19 protein-coding genes are annotated in these 20897 nt (G+C 66.1%); 5 read left to right on the top strand and 14 right to left on the bottom strand.

The window, feature by feature from the left end:
• Nucleotides 1–35: 35 nt before the first annotated feature.
• Nucleotides 36–983: a DUF7282 domain-containing protein gene (locus tag LT974_RS05250; RefSeq protein ID WP_232589640.1), complete on the bottom strand. Its 948-nt coding sequence runs from the start codon at nt 981–983 to the stop codon at nt 36–38.
• A gap of 85 nt (nt 984–1068) precedes the next feature.
• On the opposite strand from LT974_RS05250, the gene LT974_RS05245 reads away from it, so the two are divergent.
• Nucleotides 1069–2127 carry a DUF7350 domain-containing protein gene (locus LT974_RS05245; protein WP_232589639.1) on the top strand — a complete coding sequence of 353 codons (1059 nt, stop codon included), beginning with the start codon at nt 1069–1071 and terminating at the stop codon, nt 2125–2127.
• Here LT974_RS05245 and LT974_RS05240 read toward each other — a convergent pair.
• Nucleotides 2124–3437 carry an MFS transporter gene (locus LT974_RS05240; protein ID WP_232589638.1) on the bottom strand — a complete coding sequence of 438 codons (1314 nt, stop codon included), beginning with the start codon at nt 3435–3437 and terminating at the stop codon, nt 2124–2126. The genes LT974_RS05245 and LT974_RS05240 overlap by 4 nt on opposite strands.
• A gap of 453 nt (nt 3438–3890) precedes the next feature.
• On the opposite strand from LT974_RS05240, the gene LT974_RS05235 reads away from it, so the two are divergent.
• The gene (locus tag LT974_RS05235) at nt 3891–4037 is read left to right on the top strand and encodes a hypothetical protein (protein WP_232589637.1); all 147 of its coding nucleotides are present in this window, start codon (nt 3891–3893) and stop codon (nt 4035–4037) included.
• Between the two features lie 14 nt (nt 4038–4051).
• Here the strand turns inward: LT974_RS05235 and LT974_RS05230 are convergent, their stop codons facing one another.
• From LT974_RS05230 to LT974_RS05185, 10 genes are all read right to left on the bottom strand, one after another.
• Nucleotides 4052–6640, bottom strand: coding sequence for a DEAD/DEAH box helicase family protein (locus tag LT974_RS05230; protein WP_232589635.1), 2589 nt, complete (start codon nt 6638–6640; stop codon nt 4052–4054).
• A 10-nt stretch (nt 6641–6650) separates the two neighbouring features.
• Nucleotides 6651–7499: a type I-B CRISPR-associated protein Cas5b gene (gene cas5b, locus LT974_RS05225; RefSeq protein ID WP_232589634.1), complete on the bottom strand. Its 849-nt coding sequence runs from the start codon at nt 7497–7499 to the stop codon at nt 6651–6653.
• A 23-nt stretch (nt 7500–7522) separates the two neighbouring features.
• Entirely contained in the window at nt 7523–8557 is a 1035-nt protein-coding gene (gene cas7b / locus LT974_RS05220) for a type I-B CRISPR-associated protein Cas7/Csh2 (protein ID WP_232589633.1), read from the bottom strand.
• Nucleotides 8558–8586: 29 nt separating this feature from the next.
• The gene (locus tag LT974_RS05215) at nt 8587–10776 is read right to left on the bottom strand and encodes a TM1802 family CRISPR-associated protein (RefSeq protein ID WP_232589632.1); all 2190 of its coding nucleotides are present in this window, start codon (nt 10774–10776) and stop codon (nt 8587–8589) included.
• Nucleotides 10769–11530, bottom strand: a complete 762-nt coding sequence (cas6, locus tag LT974_RS05210) for a CRISPR-associated endoribonuclease Cas6 (RefSeq protein WP_408611706.1) — start codon at nt 11528–11530, stop codon at nt 10769–10771. Before cas6 ends, LT974_RS05215 begins: the two co-directional genes overlap by 8 nt.
• A 307-nt stretch (nt 11531–11837) precedes the next feature.
• On the bottom strand, nt 11838–12830 hold the full coding sequence (locus LT974_RS05205; RefSeq protein WP_232589630.1) for a CapA family protein: 993 nt from the start codon (nt 12828–12830) through the stop codon (nt 11838–11840).
• Between the two features lie 43 nt (nt 12831–12873).
• Entirely contained in the window at nt 12874–13782 is a 909-nt protein-coding gene (locus LT974_RS05200; RefSeq protein ID WP_232589629.1) for a hypothetical protein, read from the bottom strand.
• A gap of 68 nt (nt 13783–13850) precedes the next feature.
• Complete coding sequence (locus tag LT974_RS05195) at nt 13851–15203, bottom strand: hypothetical protein (protein ID WP_232589628.1); 1353 nt, start codon at nt 15201–15203, stop codon at nt 13851–13853.
• 81 nt (nt 15204–15284) lie between these two features.
• Nucleotides 15285–16127, bottom strand: a complete 843-nt coding sequence (locus LT974_RS05190; protein ID WP_232589626.1) for an MBL fold metallo-hydrolase — start codon at nt 16125–16127, stop codon at nt 15285–15287.
• 44 nt (nt 16128–16171) lie between these two features.
• Nucleotides 16172–16783, bottom strand: a complete 612-nt coding sequence (locus tag LT974_RS05185; RefSeq protein ID WP_232589625.1) for a DUF7509 family protein — start codon at nt 16781–16783, stop codon at nt 16172–16174.
• A gap of 97 nt (nt 16784–16880) precedes the next feature.
• Here LT974_RS05185 and LT974_RS05180 point away from each other — a divergent pair, with 97 nt between their 5' ends.
• Entirely contained in the window at nt 16881–17333 is a 453-nt protein-coding gene (locus tag LT974_RS05180; protein ID WP_232589624.1) for a helix-turn-helix domain-containing protein, read from the top strand.
• Here LT974_RS05180 and LT974_RS05175 read toward each other — a convergent pair.
• Complete coding sequence (locus LT974_RS05175) at nt 17330–17728, bottom strand: YlbF family regulator (RefSeq protein WP_232589623.1); 399 nt, start codon at nt 17726–17728, stop codon at nt 17330–17332. The two genes, LT974_RS05180 and LT974_RS05175, sit on opposite strands and share 4 nt — an antisense overlap.
• Nucleotides 17729–17829: 101 nt before the next feature.
• Between LT974_RS05175 and dph2 the strand changes: the two genes are divergently transcribed.
• Nucleotides 17830–18867, top strand: coding sequence for a diphthamide biosynthesis enzyme Dph2 (gene dph2 / locus LT974_RS05170; RefSeq protein ID WP_232589622.1), 1038 nt, complete (start codon nt 17830–17832; stop codon nt 18865–18867).
• Nucleotide 18868: 1 nt separating this feature from the next.
• Here dph2 and LT974_RS05165 read toward each other — a convergent pair whose 3' ends face one another.
• Nucleotides 18869–20380: a sensor histidine kinase gene (locus LT974_RS05165; RefSeq protein ID WP_232589621.1), complete on the bottom strand. Its 1512-nt coding sequence runs from the start codon at nt 20378–20380 to the stop codon at nt 18869–18871.
• Between the two features lie 103 nt (nt 20381–20483).
• Here LT974_RS05165 and LT974_RS05160 point away from each other — a divergent pair, with 103 nt between their 5' ends.
• A complete protein-coding gene (locus tag LT974_RS05160) occupies nt 20484–20870 on the top strand; it encodes a hypothetical protein (protein ID WP_232589619.1) in 387 nt (128 codons plus the stop codon).
• Nucleotides 20871–20897 lie beyond the last annotated feature (27 nt).

The following is a 20897-nucleotide window of genomic DNA, read 5'->3' as shown; positions in this document are numbered from 1 at the left end:
GCGGCCACCGGCCGAAGTAAGTCCGGGTAGCAACACTACCGCCGGACGAGCAGGACTGCCGCGAGTGCGAGCGCCGCGATAGCGTGGACGACGCCGTAGCCGAGGACCGACGTGCCGGACTCGCTGGTGGTCGCGTCGGCGGTTTCCGTGGGTGTGACGACGCTGTCGTCGTTCGCGGGCGTCTGCACGACCGGTTCGCTCGTGGTGGTCGCCAAATTCTCATCGACCTGCCAAACGAGGAAGTACGTGCTCACGGGACTGTCGCCGGCGCGCACGAGCCGGTCACGCTCGGAGAACTCGCCGTCGCCGTCGTCGGTGTACAGTTGCGCGTACAGCCCGACTGTCGAACGGTTCTCGGAGAACAGGGACGAGTCGAAGTCGACGCTGACGTCCGCGTGAGCGCCGGCATCGAGCGCTTTCGTGCCGACGACGCGGCCGTCCGTACCGGTTTCCGTCCGGAGCACGAGGAAGCCGTCGTCGGGGAGCACGGCGCTGTCGACGGTGGCTGTCGCGGACGCGGTCTGCTGGGCCTGCGCGCGCTCGGCGACGACGCTGGCTGGCTGGTCGCGCTTGGCGAGCGTCACCGACTGGCTGGTCGTCGCGCCGAACGCCGACGCGCGCTCGTCGACGCCGGGGTCGAACTCGCCATCGTCGTCGCGGTCCGCGTGGAACACCACCCACAGCGACCCGTTGGCGGGCCAGTCGGCCCACGCGTCGGCGTCCATCTCGACGGGGACGTTCTGCTGGAAGCCATCGTCGAAGTCGATTTTTCTGTGGCCGACCGGGTTCCCGATTTCGCCGTCCTCGGTCGCGCGGTGGAGGACGACGAAGCCGTCCGTGAGCGGGCGGACGGCCTCCACGACGACGGTGCCGTTTGCGGAGTGCTGGCTATCGACCTCGACGTGGTTGCCGTGCGCGGCGACGGGGCTGGCGGACGCCACGAGCGCGAGCGCGAGGAGGGCGGCGAGGGCGGCGCGACGCATGCCGGCGTCTACCCGGGACGCGAGGTTAACGCTTCTGGAGCGCAGGACCACAGGGGCTATGGGTTCGCCGCCTCCCGTCTGGGGTATGCGCCGCCGACGGTTCCTCGCGCTCGGCTCCGGCCTCGCCGCTTCGACCCTCCTCGCTGGCTGTACGGGCGACACGAGCACGGACGCGACAGCGACGACGCCCGCGGGAACGACCAGCACAAAGCCCGAGGGCGTCTACGTGCAGTCCTTCGAGGAGCGGATGGCGATGCAGGGGACGACGACCGTCGGCGACTACACGGTCGCGCTCATGTTCACGGTGCCGCACACGTTCTGGACGCTGACGAACACGGAGCGCTCGAAGACTGCGAAGACCAGCGAGAACGCCATCCACCTGATGGCGGTCGTCTGGGACGACGAGACCGGGACCGTGCTGCCGGATGCGGGCGTCTCCGTCGAATTGGAGCGCGCGGAGTTCCTCGCGCAGGAGGTCATGTATCCGATGCTCTCCCAGCCGATGGGATTCCACTACGGCGGGAACTTCGGGCTCGCCGGCGACGGCACGTACACCGCGAACGTCTCCATCGGCGGCATCACAGCGCGTACCACGGGCGCGTTCGACGGGCGCTTCGAAAGCGCGGAGACCGCCGAGATGACTGTCGAGTTCACCGAGGAGACGCGCGCACGAGTCGGCTCTACACCCATCGAACAGGCGGGAGAACCGGGCGCGCTCGCGCCCCGGACAACCAGCTACCTGAAGTCGATTGCGTCCGCTCCCGAGGACCTGCCGGGGACGGTTCGCGGGACTGCGGCTATCGACGACGCCTACCTCGTCGTCACCGGCCTCGCGTCCGCCGAGCGCGTTGGCAGGCCGGAGGACGCGTATCTCGCAGTGTCGGCGCGAACGCGCTACAACAGCTACGAGCTCTCGGGGATGGCGCTGGACGCGACGCTCGAACGCGACGGCGAGACTGTCTACGAGGGCGCGCTGGCGCGGACGCTCAGCCCGGACCTCGGCTATCACTACGGAGCCGCGGTTCCGAGCGTCGAGGCCGGGAGCGAACTCACGCTTTCGGTGCGGACGCCGCCGCAGGTCGCGCGCCACGAGGGCTACGAGACGGCGTTCCTCGACACGGCGTCGGTGACGCTGGCGCTCTAGGCGTACGCGACGAACTCGCGGCCGAACGCGACGTAGTAGCCCGTTCCGAGCAGGCCGACGACGGTGGCGAGCGTGAACGACAGCGTCGGCGAGAACGCGTAGATTGCGCCGCCGATGGCGGTGCTCGGGATGCCGACGGCGTTCCGGACGAGGTAGTACGTCCCGGTGACGCGGCCGCCGGCCTCCTTCTCCGCTGGTCCGACGATCATCGCCTTGTACGCGGGGAGACCCGCGAACCGGAGGCCGGAGTACGCGAACAGCGCGACGAGCACCCACTGGTCACCGGGCGCGTTGACGAGGAGCACGGGGAACGTCGCGTACACCGCGAAGCCGACTGCGATGACGGGCTTGAGGCCGACGCGCTCGGCGAGCCGCGAGACCGGCAGCATCGACAGCAACGCGACCAGCATCTCGACGCCGAGCAGCACGCCGAAGAACGCCTCCGGGCTCAGCGAGACGCCGAAGCCGGTGAATCCAACGCCGTCCCCGCCGTTCAGGAACTCCGTAACGACGATGACGAAGAACACGTACGCCATCCCGTTGGCGAACCGCACGAGCACGTCCGCGACGAGCAGCGGCCGGAGTTCCGCGGGGAGTCCACGGAGGTCGTCGAGGACCTGCCGAACGCCCTCGAACTCCTCGCCGATGGAGTCCGCAGCGGGGTCGTAGCGGAAGTGCTGGACGGCGGTGCCGGCGGCGGCGAAGGCGACGGCGGCCGCGAGCACCCACTGGAAGCCGAGCGTGAAGTCGCTGGCGTACGCGATGAGCCCCGACGCGAGCAGCGGCCCGACGAGGAAGCCGACGCGGCGGAACGTCTCCGTGCTCGCGAAGCCGGCCGCGAGTTCCTCGTTCGGGACGCTCTGTTTGACCACCGCGAACGTCGCACCGAGGCCGAACGACTTCCACGCCTGCGTGAGGAACAGGCCGACGAAAATCCACGTCCACGGCGGCACCGCGAGCGGGCCGACGGCGACGGTGCCGAGTCGGGGTGCGAGCAGCCAGAAGAGGAACCCGAGCGCGGAGAGGAAGCCGAACGCGGTGAGCGCGCGCCGCGAGCCGAGGCGGTCGGAGACGGCTCCGCCCGGGTACGGGTAGACGGCACTGATGAGGTTGCCGAGACTGCCGTAGAGACCGATGATACCCGCGCCCGCACCGAGGACGCTCAGGTACCGCGGCACGTACCGGCTGGTCATCTGGAAGCCGAGGCTGAACGCGAACATCGCCGCCGAGAGGACGAGCACGTCCCGCTCCATCGAGACCAGTTGCCGGAGCGGCGCGCGCGGGTCGACGGTGCGGTCGTCGGCCGGCATTCGTGTGCCAGCGTTGGCAGTACGGTATCATAATTGGGTGGGCGCGGTAGTCCGACGAGTCGGCGAACGCCACGCGTAAACCGCATTCTGGTTGAGGGAACCAGGCGTCTGGGAGGCCGTTTTAGAAAGTGAAAGACCATCAACACCTATTGTTCGTATATGTCCGATAGTACTCCCACAGACGAGGAAATCAAAGCAATACTGTGGCAGATCTGATCACTCCTTAGATTGAATTATCTGGCAGAAAGATACTGGATGTGAAACTGGCTACGTGGAACTGCAACCAAGCATTCCGAAAGAAGCAGCATCAGCTACTCGATATTGAGCCGGATATAGTCCGCTCTGTGGCGACTTCGCCGACGTACGAGGGGTGTTGAACCAGAACGGGCTGTGCAGCGCATACCACGCCGTGTGTAGTACGAGTTCGGCGAGGAGACGAAGGCAACGTTCTACATGCACAAGAAAGAGGAACGGCCCTACCACATCGACTACGCGTTCGTCCCGCGAGGACTGATGGAGTCGGATGTTGAGGTGACGGTCGGTGGATACGACGACTGGATTGACGCGAGCGATCACATGCCGCTGTTGGTGACGATCTGATTGAGACAATTCGGTCATCGAACGCCGAATACGGGGTGATAGGGCGCATCGCGAGCGTCCACCAGCAGGTACCGCGAGTTTCCGATCGTGACCTCGTTCGTCCACGCGTCTGGGTCGGTATTAACCTGCGCTCCCGGATGTGTTCCTATATCGCCCGCGCCAAAATCGTCGACGAGCAGGTCGCCTCGCTCCTCGTCGGTGAGGCAGGCGATCACGTCCTCGTATCCCTCAATCTCGTCGATCATGTGTTCGCCCTCTAACTCGGACATCGATGCCGAGGCGACAGCGTCTGCGAGCCGCTTATTCCCGGGGTCCAGCTCCCCCTCGAACAGTGACTCGTAGAATTCACCCACAGTGTCGGAGACCATCGTCGATTCGTCGATGCTGCCGTCCGCCGCGTATCGCCGCAATACGTGTCCGGTCTCCCGCAGGAGCGGCAGCGCGTCGCCGCCGTCACCGCCATGGATCACCAGCGAGGGAACGGCACTACCGTCTTCCGGCTCGGCGAGCCGCCAGACGACCACATCGCCGGTCTCGCCGCCGAACGAGCGGTTGCACCGCCCGCCGGACTGGACGATGTTGGGAATGGGGGCGTAGTCGCGGAACACGGTGTCGAAGCTCACGTCGACGCCGGCCTCAACGACGCTCGTGGAGACGAGGACGACCGACTCGTCGCCGTCGAGGAGCGGGTCGGGGTCATTCTCATCGCCCGCCTCGTCGTCATAGAGGGCGTCGATGAGCAGCTTGCGGTCGTCGGGGCGCACATTGCCCGAGAGGAACGCGTAGACGGTGTCGGCTTCCTGCTCGGCCACGGCATCGAGTGCGAGTCGCCGGAGTGCGACGGGGCTCGGCAATTCGCCGGTCTCCTCCACATCGTCGTGGAGGTGGCGACCGAGTTCGACCGGTGCGTTCCCTTCGACACCCACCATCGGCGTGACGTGCTGGTAGAGTTCTTCGGCGCTCGCCCGCGTGTTACAGACGGCGAGGACATCCCTTCCGTTTTCTGCTGCCTCGGATATCCGACCGCCTGCGGTAGGGTAGTCGAGCGTTGCGTACTCGTCACCCAGGTCCGTTCGGACGGTGTCGTGCAGTCGGTAGGTGACTCTGGGGTGATCGGCGAGGAAGTCCGTGTACTGATCGGTGTCGTCGGTGAGTTCCCGTGTGGTGAGTTCGTCGGAACCGTACTCGACGAGGCCGGGCTGTGTGGCCGTCATCAGGATCACGGTGGCGTCGTAGGTGTCGACGAGCAGTTCGACGAGCACGGGGACGATCTGCCACCAGTCTTCGGGGATGGCCTGTGGCTCGTCAATCACGACGACGGACTCGTGGAGGGACGGCACACGGGTGGCCTGCCGCGCCGTCGGGGCCGCCAGTGATTCGAATAGTTGGACGGTGGTGGTGAGGGTGAGCCCGCTCAGCCACGACTCCGCGTGCAGGGCGCCCGGCGAGCGGCCGATGTCGGCGTCTGTGTAATGGTCGCCGAGTCCGGTGTAGGTGTTCGAGAGGTGGTGATGGAGGGTGAACGCTCGACTGTAGGGACTGACCCCGAAGACGGACTGGATCTCGCTCGCGGTTTGGTCGAGGATGCTCGTGTAGGGGAGGACGTACACCAGCCTGCTGTCGTTGATGTCTGCAGCGCGGAGGCCAGCCGAGAGCCCGGTGTAGGTCTTCCCAAACCCCGTCGGGAGCGTGACCAGGCCCACGTCGTCAGATTCGACGAGGGCCTCAACGTTCTCCGTCGCGTCCCGTCTGGCCCGGTCTCGGAGATCGTTGAGATTCGCCAGCACGCCATCGCCCTCTTCGAGGTCGTCGACGTGCCGTTTGAGATCGCTCTGCTCGGGGAACGTTCCGCCGAGGTCGTGGTCTTCGATCCCGCTCGCCGCGGTCTGGTCGGCGAACTTGAGTGCCGTCCAGAGCCGAACCACGTCCCCGTAGTAGCCGGCTTCAGTGTCTCCATCATCCATCCGGGCGAAGTACATCTGCTGGTCGTGGGCGCCGCCGACGGGCTCTGTGCGGTCGTCGTGCCACTGGCGGAAGTCCTCCCACGACCCCGTACCGTCGGTCGCCGTGCGGATGATGTGGTCGGCGCGCTCCGGCACCTCGTCGCCGATGTCTTCCAACTGGTCGTTGACGCGCTCGTAGTTCTCTCGAACTTCGGCGGTGGTTCGACCGTAGTTCTCCGCCAGTTTGGAGGACTCCGGGGGCGACTGAGTGTCGTGGTGGCCCGCGACCACGAGCGTGGCCACCTCGGCCGCGTGGGCACCGACGTCGTCACGGCACTTCTGGAGGCAGTACAGGGTGACGAGGGCACTCGGGAAGGCGTGGTACCGATACTCGTCGGAGTGTTTGAAGGGCTCGTCGCGGAGGTGCTTCTGCGCCCATCGAGTCAACTTGGCGAAGTCGTGGATGAGGCCAACCACTTCCGCGACTGCCTCCGCCGGCGTGCCATCGGCCAGTCTTTGCCCGTAGCACGCCTCCACCACCCGGTCGGCGACCGTCCGGAGGTGTCCATCGCTGTCGAACCGTCCCCCTTCGCCGATGAGGAGCGTCGGCTCGCCGTCCTCGGTCTTAGCCGGATGCGAGATGTACTTGTTGAAGGTCATAGTTTGGGCATCAGTAGAAGACGACATCGTGGGCGCCGACGGAGTGGGCTCGTGACACGTCCACGGGTAGCCGGTCGTCACCAGTCGCGTACGTGATGTTGCCGAACGCGGTCGTGCGTCGGCCGCCGTCGGTCGCTTCCACGTAGAGCTGCGCCCGTTCGCGCTTGACCGTGACTCCGGGCCTGGGAACGACCGCAGAATCGTCGTACGTTGCGGAGTCGACGGCGTCCGTAGCCGCTGGATCGACCGGATGCGTCTCCACGTTTCGGATGTCGGCGATGCATTCGGAGAGGCCGAGCGCGGGCGAGTAGTGATACCGTGAGTCTTCAAGCCGTTCCCGCAGTTCGTCGTTGACATCCTCGTCGGCGAGAGCGACGTAGACACGGTACACTGGGTCGACGAGCATCTCGTAGGTGTCACGCTGCCGGTCGTACTTGACGTAGGACTCGGGCGTCAACATCTCCGCACTATGATGGTAGCTCTTCTCGTGGGGGAGGTACTGGATGGCGTCGTCTGCCTTCGTGTTGACTGTCGTGATCCCCATCGTGTACGTGTGGGGCAGCGTCTTCGGGACGACCGCAACCGCGGAAGACGACGGGGAGAACAGGTCATAGTAGCTGTCTCGCGGCATTCCCATGATCCCCGCGAGCAGGCCGGCGACGGTCGTCCGCGGCGGGACGCGGTAGCTGGGCTTGGCGCTGTTGTTGCCCACCTTCCGGAAGTGGGCGAAGTCGGCGGTCACGTCGAATCCGATGCAGGTTTCGGGAACGAACCGCGAGTCCGGCGGCCCATCCTCGGCGTCCGCTGACGCCATGTCGTCGCCATCGGACGCGTAGTCGGTGAAGTCTTGTTGCGTCATATGTGGATAGGTGGGCGACTGTGTCAGTTCGTGTACCGCTCGTACACATCGTAGGCGTCGACGGCCTCGGTGCCGAGGGCGTCCTCAAGGGCGGCGTAGAAGGCCTTGCTGTCGCCCGTCTCGCCGTCGGGGAGCGCGAAGTCGACGGCACTGTCGGCGGTGACGTGGACGGTGTCGATCCGAGCGTCGTTGTCGGCGAGCGTAGTCACGAATTCCGAGACATCGAGCTGGAAGTCGTCCATTCCACGGATCTCGTCTTCGGGCAGGTCGCTGGCCACACCGATGCGGTCGTTGAGCCGACCGATCTCAAACCCGTCCCGTTCGTACTCGACGCGGACGTAGAGGCGCGGCTGTTGACCGGCCTTCGAGCGGGTGACGGTCTGGTTCTTCAGTGCCCGCCAGCAGAGCGTGTCGAGCCGCTCAACGTCTTCCTCGGTGAGGCGGGTATCCTCGGCGGCGTTGTCGTTGATTCGGCCACCGAACCCGATGACGCCGTAACTGATGCGATTGTCTGTGGCGAACGTGCCCTGATCCTTCTTGCCGCCTTCCTCGCTGTCGTCCTCGTTGGCGATGACGGTGGCGAGCTGCTTGGATTCGGTGTTGCGGGCGACCTCGTGGTAGCTGCGGCCGTGGTTGAACTGCACCGGCCCCTCGAACTGGTCTGGGAGGTCGTCGGCTAGCTCCGTGTCAAGCGAGATTGTGGCCCCGAAGTACCGCACGTCGGCGGCGGTCTCGACGAATGCCTCGAGAAGTTCCTCGGGCTCCGCGTCTTCTGTGCTGACACCCATCTCTTCTTCGACGGCGTCGTACATCTCCTCGCGGGTCAGCACATCGTCGTTCGGATTGGCAATAAGCACGATGTGGTCATCCTCAACGAGCTGGTCGCGAAGGTACCGCTTGAGCCGCACGTCGGTGACGACGCACTGGCCGGTGACGGGATCGATGCGGGGCTCGTTGTCGGCCGTGAGCGGGTCGCCGTTGGGGTTGGTGTCCTTGGCGTCAATCACGAAAGCGATTTCGGAGCGGTTCTGGATCGTATCGTCGGTGTTCTCTATCATCGTTGGTTGTGTCTGGTTGATCGGAGGTGTTAGTTGTCAGTCTGTGCCTCGGTTGCTGCCGCTTCGGTCTCGTCTGAGTCGTCGAACGTCGTGTCGTTCTTGCCGTAGGTGAGTCCGAGGCCGTAGTGCATCCGGAGGTCATCCGTCGAAATTGACCACTCTTCCGGCGGACGTCGGTTCACGATGTCGTTCAGTCGCGTGATGTACCGGTCGTTCATCAGCATTCCTGCCTTCTCGTCGTCGTCCGAGTAGTGGGCGTTCTTCTCCAACACCTTCCCGAGCGTGGTGGAGATTCGACGCCGCGTCATCGCGTCGATGGGATGCTGGCGGATGACAGTGCGAGAGATACCGTTCCGGCTCTGGTAGGCGGCTACGCGGCCGACCAGAGCCCCGAGGAGGAACGCCGCGCGGCGCTCCTCGTCTTCGCCGAGGGCGGGATGGCTGTCGATGAACTGTGCGAGTCGGTCGTCTCTGTCGCTGAAGTCGTTCGTGTCGCTCATGATTTCGGTGGTTGTTGGGATGGTTCGTGGGTCGTCAGAGGAAGAGTTACCGAGGACGCCGGCGCGGGCGAGCGCCTGCATCTGGACGTACTGGCGGGTGAGTAGCGACTCGGGCAGTTCGTTGCTGTCCTCGAATGCACTCCGTTGATCGCTGATCAGACGTGGGACGTACTGTGCGAGGAGCCAGTCCGGGTCGATCTGGCCGTTGGAGGCGAGGGCGGTACTCGTCGCCTCCGCGCGGAGGTCAGTCGTCCCGTGGTCATCCCTGTCCTCATCCGTACTCTGGTGACGGAAGGTGCTCTGGAAGTACCCGCCCGTGAGGACGCCAGTGACGACCGGTGCGTTCGACCGTAGGTACTTGCTCCCCTGTTCGTCGTCTCCGTCGTCGGTCAGCCGACCGTACGATGGCGAAGGGAACAGGGGTGGACTGTCGTCTTCGGGGGCGACGAGTCCGTCCGTCAGAACGTTGGTGTGTGCTTGCTTGATGGCGCGAATCCGCTCCGAGTCGACGCACGGCTCCTCCTCGATGAACTTGCGCTTGTTTCCCGGCGTATAGGCGGCCACGTAGTGGATCTGGAGGTCATCGTGCAGCGGGTTGACGGGATTGGTTGCCGCGTCCTTGATCACGCCGACGACCGCCCCGCTGTTGTCGGCGGCCTCCATCGCCAGCTCGTACAGTGCGACCGCCTGCTCGGCCGTCGGTTTGGGTACGTATGGGACGTAGTACGCTTTCGTGTCCCCGCTGTCGCTGAGAAGTTGGATGAAATTCTCCAGCAGCGGCACGCCCGATGACACGGCGAATGCGGCCTCGGCGATAAGCGGGCGCTGCTGCCAGCTCTCGTCGACCACGAGATTGGGGAACTTCTCAGCCATCTTCCCCTTGTATCGCTCAAGCGGGGAGTCGCTCAGCCCGAACACCTCGCCGGTGTCTCCGGTGATGAGTCCTCGACCTTCGCCGGACGCGTCGTCAGCCTCCGAGTACGACCGCATCCGCTTTTCCACCCACCTGTAGTGCATCGCCTCGTTCAGTACTTCCACTTCGCCGGGATAGGTGTAGCCGTCCGTTCCGGGGAGCTTCAGGCGCACGGAGAGAACAGCGTTGAACTCGTCCCCGAAGGTCTCGCGGATGGCATCGACGACTTCGCTCTCTAGGGTGTTCATCAGGTCGCCGTCCTCCCCCGCCTCTCTGAGGCCTTCGAGGATCCATCCGTCGTCGTGGTCACCGGCCACATCGGCGACGGAGTCGGACGCTGCCCAGCGGTCGAACAGCTGTCTGACGTACTTCACACAGTCCTCGGACGGCTTCGACACGTCGTGTGCCAAGGACATATTGTGACCGGCCGCACGACTACCCTGGCGGCTGAATCCGACGCGGAGCATCTTCTCGCGGTCGAGCGACTCGGCGACGAACGGGGACGCGTCGTCGTCCGGTCGCTCGTCCAATTCGCCGGCTTCGCCAAGGGTTGGCTCGTCTCCCGTCAGGTCAACGAGAACGTTGAACAGGCCGACCTCCTGCTCGTAGTAGTCGGTGCGCGACTCGTGGGTCATCCGCCCGACGTACCGGTCGTCAATCGGCACGTCGTACTGCTTCGCCGTGTTCAGCGCGTGGAGCTTCCCGTAGAGGTGCGCCACGTCGTACAACGATGCCACCGGACGGTCGAGGAGTACTTCCTCGATGTCGTCCGCGTCTTCGTCGGCGTCGAGAGCGATGTTACTCATCGTTCTCCTGTCGCTTGTTGAGGAAGCCGAAGCCGAGCGGCGTCCGGCGGCCGATGCCCACGTCCAAGGCGAGATTGAGGTGGCGGCGGTGGTGGTCGTCGCGGACGCGGTACGGGAACCGCCATTTCGACACCAACACCGTCCACTCCACATCACTCGATAGCTGGACGTCGAGCCAGAGCTTCTTGATCATCTCGTACGACTCGAACAGCGGCGCGTCGACCTCCTTCGGTCCCGGGTCACTAGCCGGCATAAACCGATCGTGGTTGCGCTGGAGCTGCGTCTCCACGTGCTCGAAGAACGCCTCCATCCCGTGTTCCGGCCGCCAGAACGTTTCGTCGTCGTGTTCGTCCGGGTCGTCGAGATACTGCGGCGGCGTGATGGCGTACACGCCGGTCGCGGTCTCGAGGACGCCTTCCGTACCCGGAGGACCAACATCGGGATCGAGCGGCCGCGTATCCGTCACGTGGAACGGCATCGATCCCGCTTGCACCGCTGGGTTCTCAAGTAGGTCGGCAGTGATGTATGCCAATTGCTCCTCGCGTGGCGAGGCGACGAGAAAGTGGTGCTCGTCCCCTGATACTAGATCGTTCCACGGGAAAGGGTTAGAGAATACGAATCCAGGTGTCTGTGCACCGTGTTCATCGTACGGGGTGTCGCGGAGTGCATCCCAGATCCGGGACCGAAGTCGACCGTGGTACTCAGGATCGTAGGATGTGTCCGCTTCGGCTTGCAGGTCGATTAGCACTCTCATCGCATCACATCTATCACTACAGTGTATCTGACCCGTTAAATAGTTGAATCGTGTCATCTCCCTCAAAAAGAACTCGTTGGCCACTCCGCATGGGGAGCGAACTGGAGGGCGCGAAGGTGTACGTCCACGAGAAGGGCGAGGTAGCCGAAGTCACACACATCGACGTCGAACACCCCCGACGTCAACGAGCTAATCGAGCCCGGGGACACGTTCGTCGGCGGGAAGGACGGCGGCGTCTTCGTGGGGCTGACCGAGGAGATGCTGGAGCGCGCCCGCGACTACCTCGCCGAGCGGAGAGAGGAGTGAGTTAGCCGAGGTCGACGACGAGGTCCGCGCCGTCGCGCTCGAACTCGGTGTCGAAGGGGGCGGAGCGCTCGCGCATCGTCTCGCGGCACCACGCCGCGGCCTCTGTGTCGGCGTGGTGGACGCTGTAGTGCTCGATTTCCATGGGGTGGAGGCGGAGTTCGGTCGGGTCGCCGTCGGCGGTCACGTCGAGTTCGAAGAGGAATCCGCGATCGTTGCGGAGGTCCTCGTCGACGGCGTAGTCGTCGACGAAGTCGCCGGTGTCGTAGAGAATCGGCGCGCCGTCCTGGAATTCGACGCCCTGGAAGACGTGGGCACTGTGGCCGTGGACGACATCGACGCCCTCGTCGACGAGCCACCGGCCGAACTCGCGGTACTGCTCAGCCGGCGTCTCGACCATATTCGGTCCCCAGTGGAGGGTCGCGACGAGCAAGTCGGGGTCGTGGGCGGCCGCGCGGTCTAACGCTTCGTGAACGGCCTCACGGGTGTCCGCGTCGTCGACGTCGCACTCGATGCGCGCCGTGCCGGGGCTGTCCGGGCCGGCGGCGTACTCGGAGGTGTTGTCGGTGAACGCGACGAACGCGGCCGTGCAGTCGCCGATGGAGACGACCGCGGGGTCGAACGCGTCGTCCCAGTCGCGGCCCGCGCCGGCGCGAGCGATGCCGGCGTCGTCGAGCTCGTCGAGCGTGTCGCGGAGCGCCCGCTCGCCGTAGTCGAGGACGTGGTTGTTCGCGAGCGTGACGCCGTCGACGCCCGCGGCCGTCAGCGCGGGAGTCGCCCACTCGGGGTCCGCGCGGAAGTGGAACGCGCGGGTCGTGCGCGTCCACGGCTCGCCGCGCGTGGAGAGACAACACTCCAGATTACAGAACAGGCCCTCGAGGCCGGCGAGCGGGTCTTCGAGGTCGCCCCAGACGGCGGTCGCGTCGCGGGTGTGCTGGCGCTCGTCGACGGCGCGCCCCAACATCACGTCGCCGGTGAGTCCGAGCGTCGGCGGCATGCTCGGCGCTACGCGCGAGCAACTGTTAGTCGTTCCCGCCGAACTACTGGGGTGGAATCGCGGTTTCGTCGGCGTCCGCGGCGAGCGCGCGCTTGACCGCCTGCACGTCCTCGCCGCCGGCTTCGGACTGGTTCTCCATCAGAACCGTCTCGCTGGGGAACAGCCGCTCGCCGACTTCGAGGCCGTGCTCGCGGGCCGTCGAACCCGTGACCGTGAGGTAGACGCCGACGCCGACGTCCGCGATGGCGGCCTCCTCCTCGCGGCCCGCCTCGGGGTAGACGAACTCCACGCCCTCTGTGGCGTCCGTGCCGAGGACCGCGCGAACGAGGCGCTCGTAGCGCGGGCTAATGCAGACCTCGCCCTCGTAAGCTGCGAGGAACGCGCGGTCGAGTTCGTCGGCACCGACGGACTGCTTGGCCGCGGGCGTCGCCAGCAGCGTGTGGTAGACGGTGTCGCCGAGCCCCGAAATCACGCGGACGTCCGTGTCGTGGGGGTCGATGCGGTCGTTCAGGTCCGCGATGGTCGAGAGCGGCTCCGGCTCCAACTGGACGACTTCCTCCAGGACGAGGTCGGCGCTGTCGAACCCGAGCGCGAACTCGTGCGTGCGGAGCGCGCGGAACGGCTCCTCGCGGCCGACCAGTTGGACGGGCGTCCCCTCGACGTCGAGGGTCAGCGAGTCGAAGACGACGCGCCGGGGCTTGCCCGCGCGGGCGTCCCGCAGCAGCGTGAAATCCGGCTCGTGTGGCTCGGCGGGCTCGCTGTACTCGGCGAGGCGGTTGTAGACGCCGCGCTCGGCGTCCTGCTCGTCTTTCGTGACGGCCTTCTCGTAGCGCAGCGTCGACACCACGTCGTCGGCGACCGCGGTCGCGTCGGCGCGAGCGGCGAATCTGTCGAGTACGGCTTCCAGCGGCCGCCCCTTCCGCGGAACGGCGACGCGCACCGGCGCAGTCATGATACGAGAAGAGAGCCGGCGCGCGCCGAAAACGGTTGTGATTCCCCCAGGCCGGGGGAGTTGCGGCGTTACGTGCCGAAGACGTCCGAGAGCTGGCTGCGCCACTCCTCGATCTCGTCGACGTGCTCCTCGACGTCTTCGAGGTCCTCGGCGACACCCTCGAGGTCGTCTTCGAGGTCGTCGACCGCCATGACGGCGTCCTCGGTGTCTTCGAGGCGCTCGTCGATGGCGTCGACGTCGCCGCGCAGGCGTTCGAGGTCCTCGCGGAGATCCTCGACTGCGCCGACGTCGTCTTCGACCGCCGCGACGCGCTCGCGGAGCTGCTCGCGGTCGCCGGCGGCGTCCTCGACGCTGGCCTCCACTTCCGCGAGCTCGTTCGAGAGGTCGCCGAGTTCCGCGGACAGCGAGGAGACCTCGTTCTCGACGTCGCTGACGAGCTGTTGGGCGGTGCCCTCCTCGTCGAGGAACTCCTCGAGGGCGTTCGTGTACGCCTCCAGTTCGGAGACGCGGCTCTGGAGGTGGTCGATTTCGACCTGCGTGCTGTTGGGGATGCCGCCGAAGGCGTCCTGTAGGGTCGCGAGGTCGTCGTCACTGACCTCGTCGTTGCGGATGGCCTCCGCGAGCGTCGCGACGAGGTCGCTGGCGTCGAAGCCGACGGACTCGGGTGCGGGCTCGGCTTCTGTCGGCTCTGCCTCGGCCTCGGCTTCCTCCTCCCCGAACCCTTCGGCTTCGGGCTCCTCGACCCCCTCGTCGGCGGCAGGCGGCTCGGGCTGCTCTGCCCCGTACCCCTCGGCCTCCGGCTCGGTTGGTGGTTCCTCCTCGAACGTCTCGTCCTCGACGTCCACCGACTCCTCGTCGGCTTCGACTGCGGACTCCTCTTCGCCGCCGAGGTCGACATCGCCTTCGAGGATTTCGGCGTCCTCCTCTTCGAGGGACTCGATGCCGCCCTCGATGTCGGCTTCCAGGCCGACCTCCTCGCTCTCCTCTTCGAGGCCGGGGACCGTCTCGCGCTCGCCGCCCGCGAGCTCGCGGACGACCGACGTGGACTCCGGCGGGACGACCTCGTCGATGTCCTCGCCCTCCAGTTCGACGGTCGGCGCGGAGAGGAACGGCGTCTCGTCCTGGCCTTCCTCCATGCGCACGCCGTATACGGTGGTGAAGGATTCGCCCCGCTCGATTTCGCGCTCGAAGCGGACGACGCCGTCGCCGCTGGCCGTCCAGTGCTCGCTGCCGTACTCGGGGTGGAACCCAATCTGGTCGATGCCGAACTCGTCGGGAATCTCGTCGACGATGCGGAGCGTGACCGCGTCGTCTCGGTCGGAGTCGACGTCGAAGGCGACCGCCGGGACCGGGAAGTCCTCGGCGTTGAAGAACTTGCTGACGGTGACGCCGTCGGTCTCGACGACCGTCTCGTCACTCATCGGAACCACCCGCGGGTTGGTCGTGCATACCACCACCTACGCGGACGAGGACTTAAATTACCCGCCGACTCGCGGCGTCAGTTACTCGTCTGTCACGTCCACGCGGTCGCCGATTTCCACGAGCTCGAGGCGGCGCGGGAACGCGAAACTCCGGACGTGGTGGTGTAGCGCCTTCGGGTCCGCCGTCAGGCCTTTCCACATGTCCCAGTGGGAGGGGAGCAGGCGGTCGACGCGGAGGTCGCTGGCGGCCTTCACGACCTGATTCTCGTCGTTGTACCAGCGCGTGCGCTTCGGTTCGCGGCTCTGCTTGTCGGGGACGTTGCCGACAGCGCCGAACGCCAGAACCCCGAGGTCGACGTCGTACTCGCGGCCGAGCCGCTCGAACTCGTCGCTGGGCTTGGTGTCGCCGCCGTGGAAGATGGTGCCCGCGTCGTGCTCGATGACGTACGAGACGGGGTGGGTTGCGTCCGGGTCGTGGGCGGGTTCGACGTGAATCGTGAACTCGCCGACCTCGAACGTATCGCCCTCCGCGACTTCGTTGTACTGGTCGGTGTCGACGGCGTAGTTGTCGTCCCACGCCTCCTCGCCGCGCGCGACCGCCAGCGAGTCGTCGGGCGCGTAGAACTGTGCCCCGGTTTCGGCGAGAATCGGGGCTTGGCTCGGCCCGTGCACGTGGTCGGTGTGCTCGTGGGTGGCGAGCACGGCGTCGGCCTCGGTGACGTCCCGCGGGTCGAACGGCACCGGAATCATCCGGATGGTGCGCGGCGGGGAACCGGTCCCCATGTAGGGGTCGATGAACAGCGTCGTTCCGTCCTCGCCCTTGAGCACGAAGCCGTTGCAACCGAGATACCAGACCGCGACGCCAGCGGGCGTGGACTGCTCGACGGCCGTCGGCAGCCAGTCGCCCCAGTCGGAGTGGACCATACTGACGGGTCACTCGCGTCGCCCCTAAGCGTTCCGGGGTCGGGTCAGGCGACTGCACGGAGGTGCGTGCGGACGGCCCGGTAGAGGTCGTCGTAGCTGCGGAACTCGTCGACGGTGACGTGCCACCGCTGGGAGACGGCTTCGACCATCGAACTGTCGACGTCGGCCTCCCCGTAGAACACCACGTCTTCCAGGAGCGGCCGTTCGTCGAGGTGTTCGCAGACGGAACCGACCTCGATGCCGACGCCGAGGTTGTCGCCCATCGCCGGCGCGACGAAGACGGTCGCGGTCGCCGCCTTCGTGAACTCGATGCTCTGGGTGGCGGCGTCCATCTCGTGGAGGGAAATCTCGGGGTCCGTCGCGAGGAAGGCATTCACGCCGGTGTCGGCGCGCAGGTCGCGGCGCAGCGAGACGAGCAGCGCCAGCGCCTCGTCGGCGTCGAGTTGGAGGTCGCCGGCGGCGAGGCGCTCGTCGATTTCGTCGAGCGTCGGCCGCGTCGTCGCGACGTCGGTCCCCATCGGCGGCGACTCGTACGGGGGGAAGGACTTGTACGGCCCCATCAGGTAGACCAGGAACTCGGGTTTGCTGGCCTCGTGGGAGACGTACTCGCTGTCTTCGAGGGCGTCGCGGAGGCGCTCGCGCATCTCGTCGGGCATTCCCGGGTGGCGGCCTTAAATCCCGGCCTCGCTCCACTTCCGCCACAGTAAGAATGTTTAACCCGGTTCGTGGCGAAGCGACCAGTACGGGGAAGCCATGAACGACCAATCCACGACGCGCGCCGACGGCGGCGTACTGCGGGACGACGACGGCCGGGACGGCGACCAGCGGGACGCCCCCGACGTCGACCTCCCCGAGGACAGCATCCTCACGCGCGAGGAGTACCTCGAAATGTACGACGTCGCGTCCGGCGAACCCGCGTTCAGCATCCTCACCGCGCTGAGCGAGGTCGAACGACTCTCCACCGGCGAACTCGCCGACCTCCTCGACCGCGAGGGCAACGACCTCCACTACCACCTCCGGAAGCTCAAGCGCACGGGGCTCGTTCGGAACCGCCGGGACCCCAACACGGGCACCGAACAGCCGTACTCCTACTACACGCTCACGGACCTCGGACACACCGTGCTCACGTACGGGCTCAAGACGGGCATCGAGAAGCTAGCGGCCGAAGAAGCGGCTATCAGCGAACAGTACGGCGGCGAAGACTAGTCCTGACAGCACGCGCCGGACTCGCCGACGAAGTCGACGTCCAGCGGCTCCGAGATCAGGTCGTTGAGGAACTCGAATTTGGCTTCCAGTTCGTCCTGGGCGTCGAGGTACTCCGCCATCACGGGGTGTTCGTGGAGGCGCTTCTGGGCGTCCTCGACATTCTTGGCGTCCTCCTGGGTGGCGTCGCCGGTCTGGCGCGCGAGCATGAACTCCTGGCGGAGGTCCTCGAACTCGCTGATGCGCTGCTGGACTTCCTCGCTCTCCTCGACGGCGGCCTTCGTCTCCTCGTAGCGCTGGTACTCGGGGGATGCCTCGATGGCTTCGCCGAGCTGGCGGGCGATGTCGTCGGCCTTCGTGGTGCCGGTCGTGGCCGCGGAGTCGGAGTCGACGCTCATGCCTGGCGGTTGGCGCTCGGTCGGTTTGAAGCTGCCGGAAGCGGGGGCGGTCGCCCCCGGAACCGCCGAGGTTAAACGAGCGAAGCCTGTATCGCGGTGTAATGAGCCACGAAGAGACCCGTTCGGCGGGAGACCTCCGGAACACCGGACTCTCCCTGAAACACGACCGAACGTGGGACTACGAACTCGACCGCATCGTGGAGGCGGTCGAGGAGCGCGACGCGGAGAAGGTCGGCCTGCAGTTCCCCGAGGGGCTGAAGCGCAGCGCGCCCGGAGTCGCCGACGACCTCCGCAAGCTGCTCCCCGACGACACGCGTGTCATGATTTCGGGGCAGCCGTGCTACGGTGCCTGCGACCTCGACACGTACATGATGCGGCGGACGGACGTCTTCGTCCACTTCGGCCACTCCCCGATGAAGGAGTCCGAGAAGATCATCTACGTGCCGCTGTTCTCGAACGTCGACGTCGAACCCATCATGGAGCAGGCCGTCGAGGAGCTCGACGAGGAAGACGTCGGCCTCGTCACGACTGCCCAGCACATGAACCTCTTCGGGGAGATGAAAGCGTGGCTGGGCGACCGCGGCTACGAGGTCCACACCCGGAAGGGCGACGACCGCCTCACTCACGAGGGACAGGTGCTCGGTTGCAACTACGCGAGCGCCGACATCGACGCCGACCAGGTGCTGTACGTCGGCGGCGGGAAGTTCCACCCGCTCGGCCTCGCGATGGAGCACCCCGAGAAGAAGGTCGTCATCGCCGACCCCGTCAACAACTCCGTCTCCGTCGCTGACACGGAGAAGTTCCTCAAGCAGCGCTACGCCACCGTCCACAAGGCGATGAGCGCCGAGAAGTGGGGCGTCATCTTCTGCACGAAAATCGGGCAGGGTCGCTGGGACCAGGCCAACGAAATCGTGGAGAACAACGACAACGCCTACCTCATCACGATGGACGAAGTCACGCCGGACCGCCTCCGGAACTTCGACATGGACGCGTTCGTGAACACGGGCTGTCCGCGCATCACGACCGACGACGGCCCGCAGTTCCACAAGCCGATGGTGACCCCCGGCGAGTACGAGATTGCGGTGGGCAACAAGCCCCTCGAAGACCTCTCCTTCGATACGTTCCACGGCACCTGGTAAGCTAGTCCGCGGTTTCGACGCCCGTGATTTCGAAGCGCGTCCCGCCCGTTTCGCCGTCAGTAATCTCGATGCTCCAGCCGTGGGCGTCCACGAGCTCCGCGACGATGCTGAGCCCGATGCCGGTTCCGCGGTCGTCCGTCGAGTAGCCGTACTCGAAGACGCGCTCGCGGTCGCCGGCGGGGATGCCTGGGCCGTCGTCCTCGACGTAGAAGCCGTCGTCGAGGTCGCCGACACGGACCGTGACGCAGTCGTCGGACTGCGCCGAGCCGTGTTCGACGGCATCCTCAGAACGCTTCGCGTTCTGGGGGTCTGTGGAACCGTGTTCCACAGCATTCCGGAACAGGTTCCCGAAGAGCCGGCGGAGCTGCGAGCGGTCCGCGAACACCGTCGTTTCGCCGTCGACTCGCAGCGTCGCCGTGGGTGTCTCGACGCTCCTCCAGCAGTCCGTCGCGACGTCGTGTAGCGACACTCTATCGGGGTCGGTGATGGCGGCGTCCGACCGCGCGAGCGCGAGCAGGTCGTCGATGAGCGCCGCCATGCGGTCGTGGGCGGCGGCGACGTCGTCGAGATGTTCGCTGTTACAGTCGTCGCGAGCGAGTTCGAGGCGGCCGTCAGCGACGTTCAGGGGGTTTCGGAGGTCGTGGCTGACGATGGACGCGAATTCGTCGAGGCGGTTGCGCTGGCGGCGGAGTTCGCGTTCGCGTTCGACGTGCTCGGTGACGTCCGTGATGAACCCCTCGATGGCCACGACGTCGCTGTTCTCGTCGGGGACGCCGCGGCCGCGCTCCCAGACGTGCCGCCGGTCGCCGTCGGCAGTCCGGATGCGGTACGTGACCTCGAAGGACTGCTCGTCAGCAATAGCCGTCTGAACGGTCGCCCAAACCGACCCGCGGTCGTCGGGGTGGATGACGTCTTCGCCCCAGCGGACGTCGCCGCGTTCGAGCGCGGCGGCGTCGTAGCCGCTGAGTTGCTCGCATTCGCCGCCGACGAACTCCATCGGCCAGCCGGGGTCGTTCTCGCAGCGGTACACCATCCCGGGGAGGTTGGTGATGAGCGTTGCGAGGCGGCGGTTTTGGTCCGCGAGTTCGCGCTCGGAGCGGCATTTCTCGACGGCGTTCTCGATGCGGTTGGCGAGCACTTCGTACTGTTCGGCACCGGCGCGTTTCTGGATGTAGTCCGTGACGCCGGCGGAGATGGCGTCGCTGGCGATTTCCTCGCTGCCCTTGCCGGTGTAGAGGATGAACGGCAGTCGCGGATGGGCTTCGCGGATGCGCTTGAGGAGTTCGATGCCGTTCCCGTCGGGGAACGTGTACGCGGAGACGACGCAGTCGACGTCCGCCGTCGAGAGCGCGTCGACGGTGTCTTCGCGCGTCACCGTGTGCGTGACTTCGAACCGGTCCGTCCCTCGTTCGAGGTAGGAGGCTGTGAGCGAGGCGAACGTCTCGTCGCTGTCGGCGTGGAGAACGCGAATCGTTCGGCTACGAAATTCCTCGCTCCAGTCCCCAACAGGCATTACCTCAGGAAGGAAGCCTGAGCACATTAACCCGTTCGGCGCCTGTATTACTACTAAGCATTAGAAAACCTTTTTGTATTTCCACCATGTATGTGTGAGTAGCATGAGCACGTCACGCCGAACCAGTCCCATCGAAGGCTGTCGCCCCACCGACTCCACCCCCGTGACCGTCGACGCCACCGCCATCGCCAACGCCTCCCGCGAGGACCTGCGCTCGCTCGCCGCCGATCTCGCCGACGAAGGCTACGTCCCCGCGGAAGTCGCCGTCGACGCCGCCTTCGACGAGGACTGCTCGCTGGCCACCCAGCGCGAGGCCGACCGCCTCCGCGCACTCGTCGAAAATGCCTCCTTCCTCGGCGCGAACCGCCTCACCGTCGACGTCCGCGAGGCCGCCGCCCCCGAGAAAGTCCGCCCCGCGCTCTCCGCGGTCGCCGAGCGCGCCCGCCGCGACGGGCTCGCCGTCGACGTCGACGGCCTCTCCCTGAACTGACGTGCTCTCTTCGTGACGGAGCTTTCT

This window comes from Halobacterium noricense (assembly GCF_021233435.1).
GTDB lineage: Archaea > Halobacteriota > Halobacteria > Halobacteriales > Halobacteriaceae > Halobacterium > Halobacterium noricense.
The sequence above is the reverse complement of the archived record's forward strand: the minus strand, read 5'-3'. Positions and strand labels throughout refer to the sequence as shown.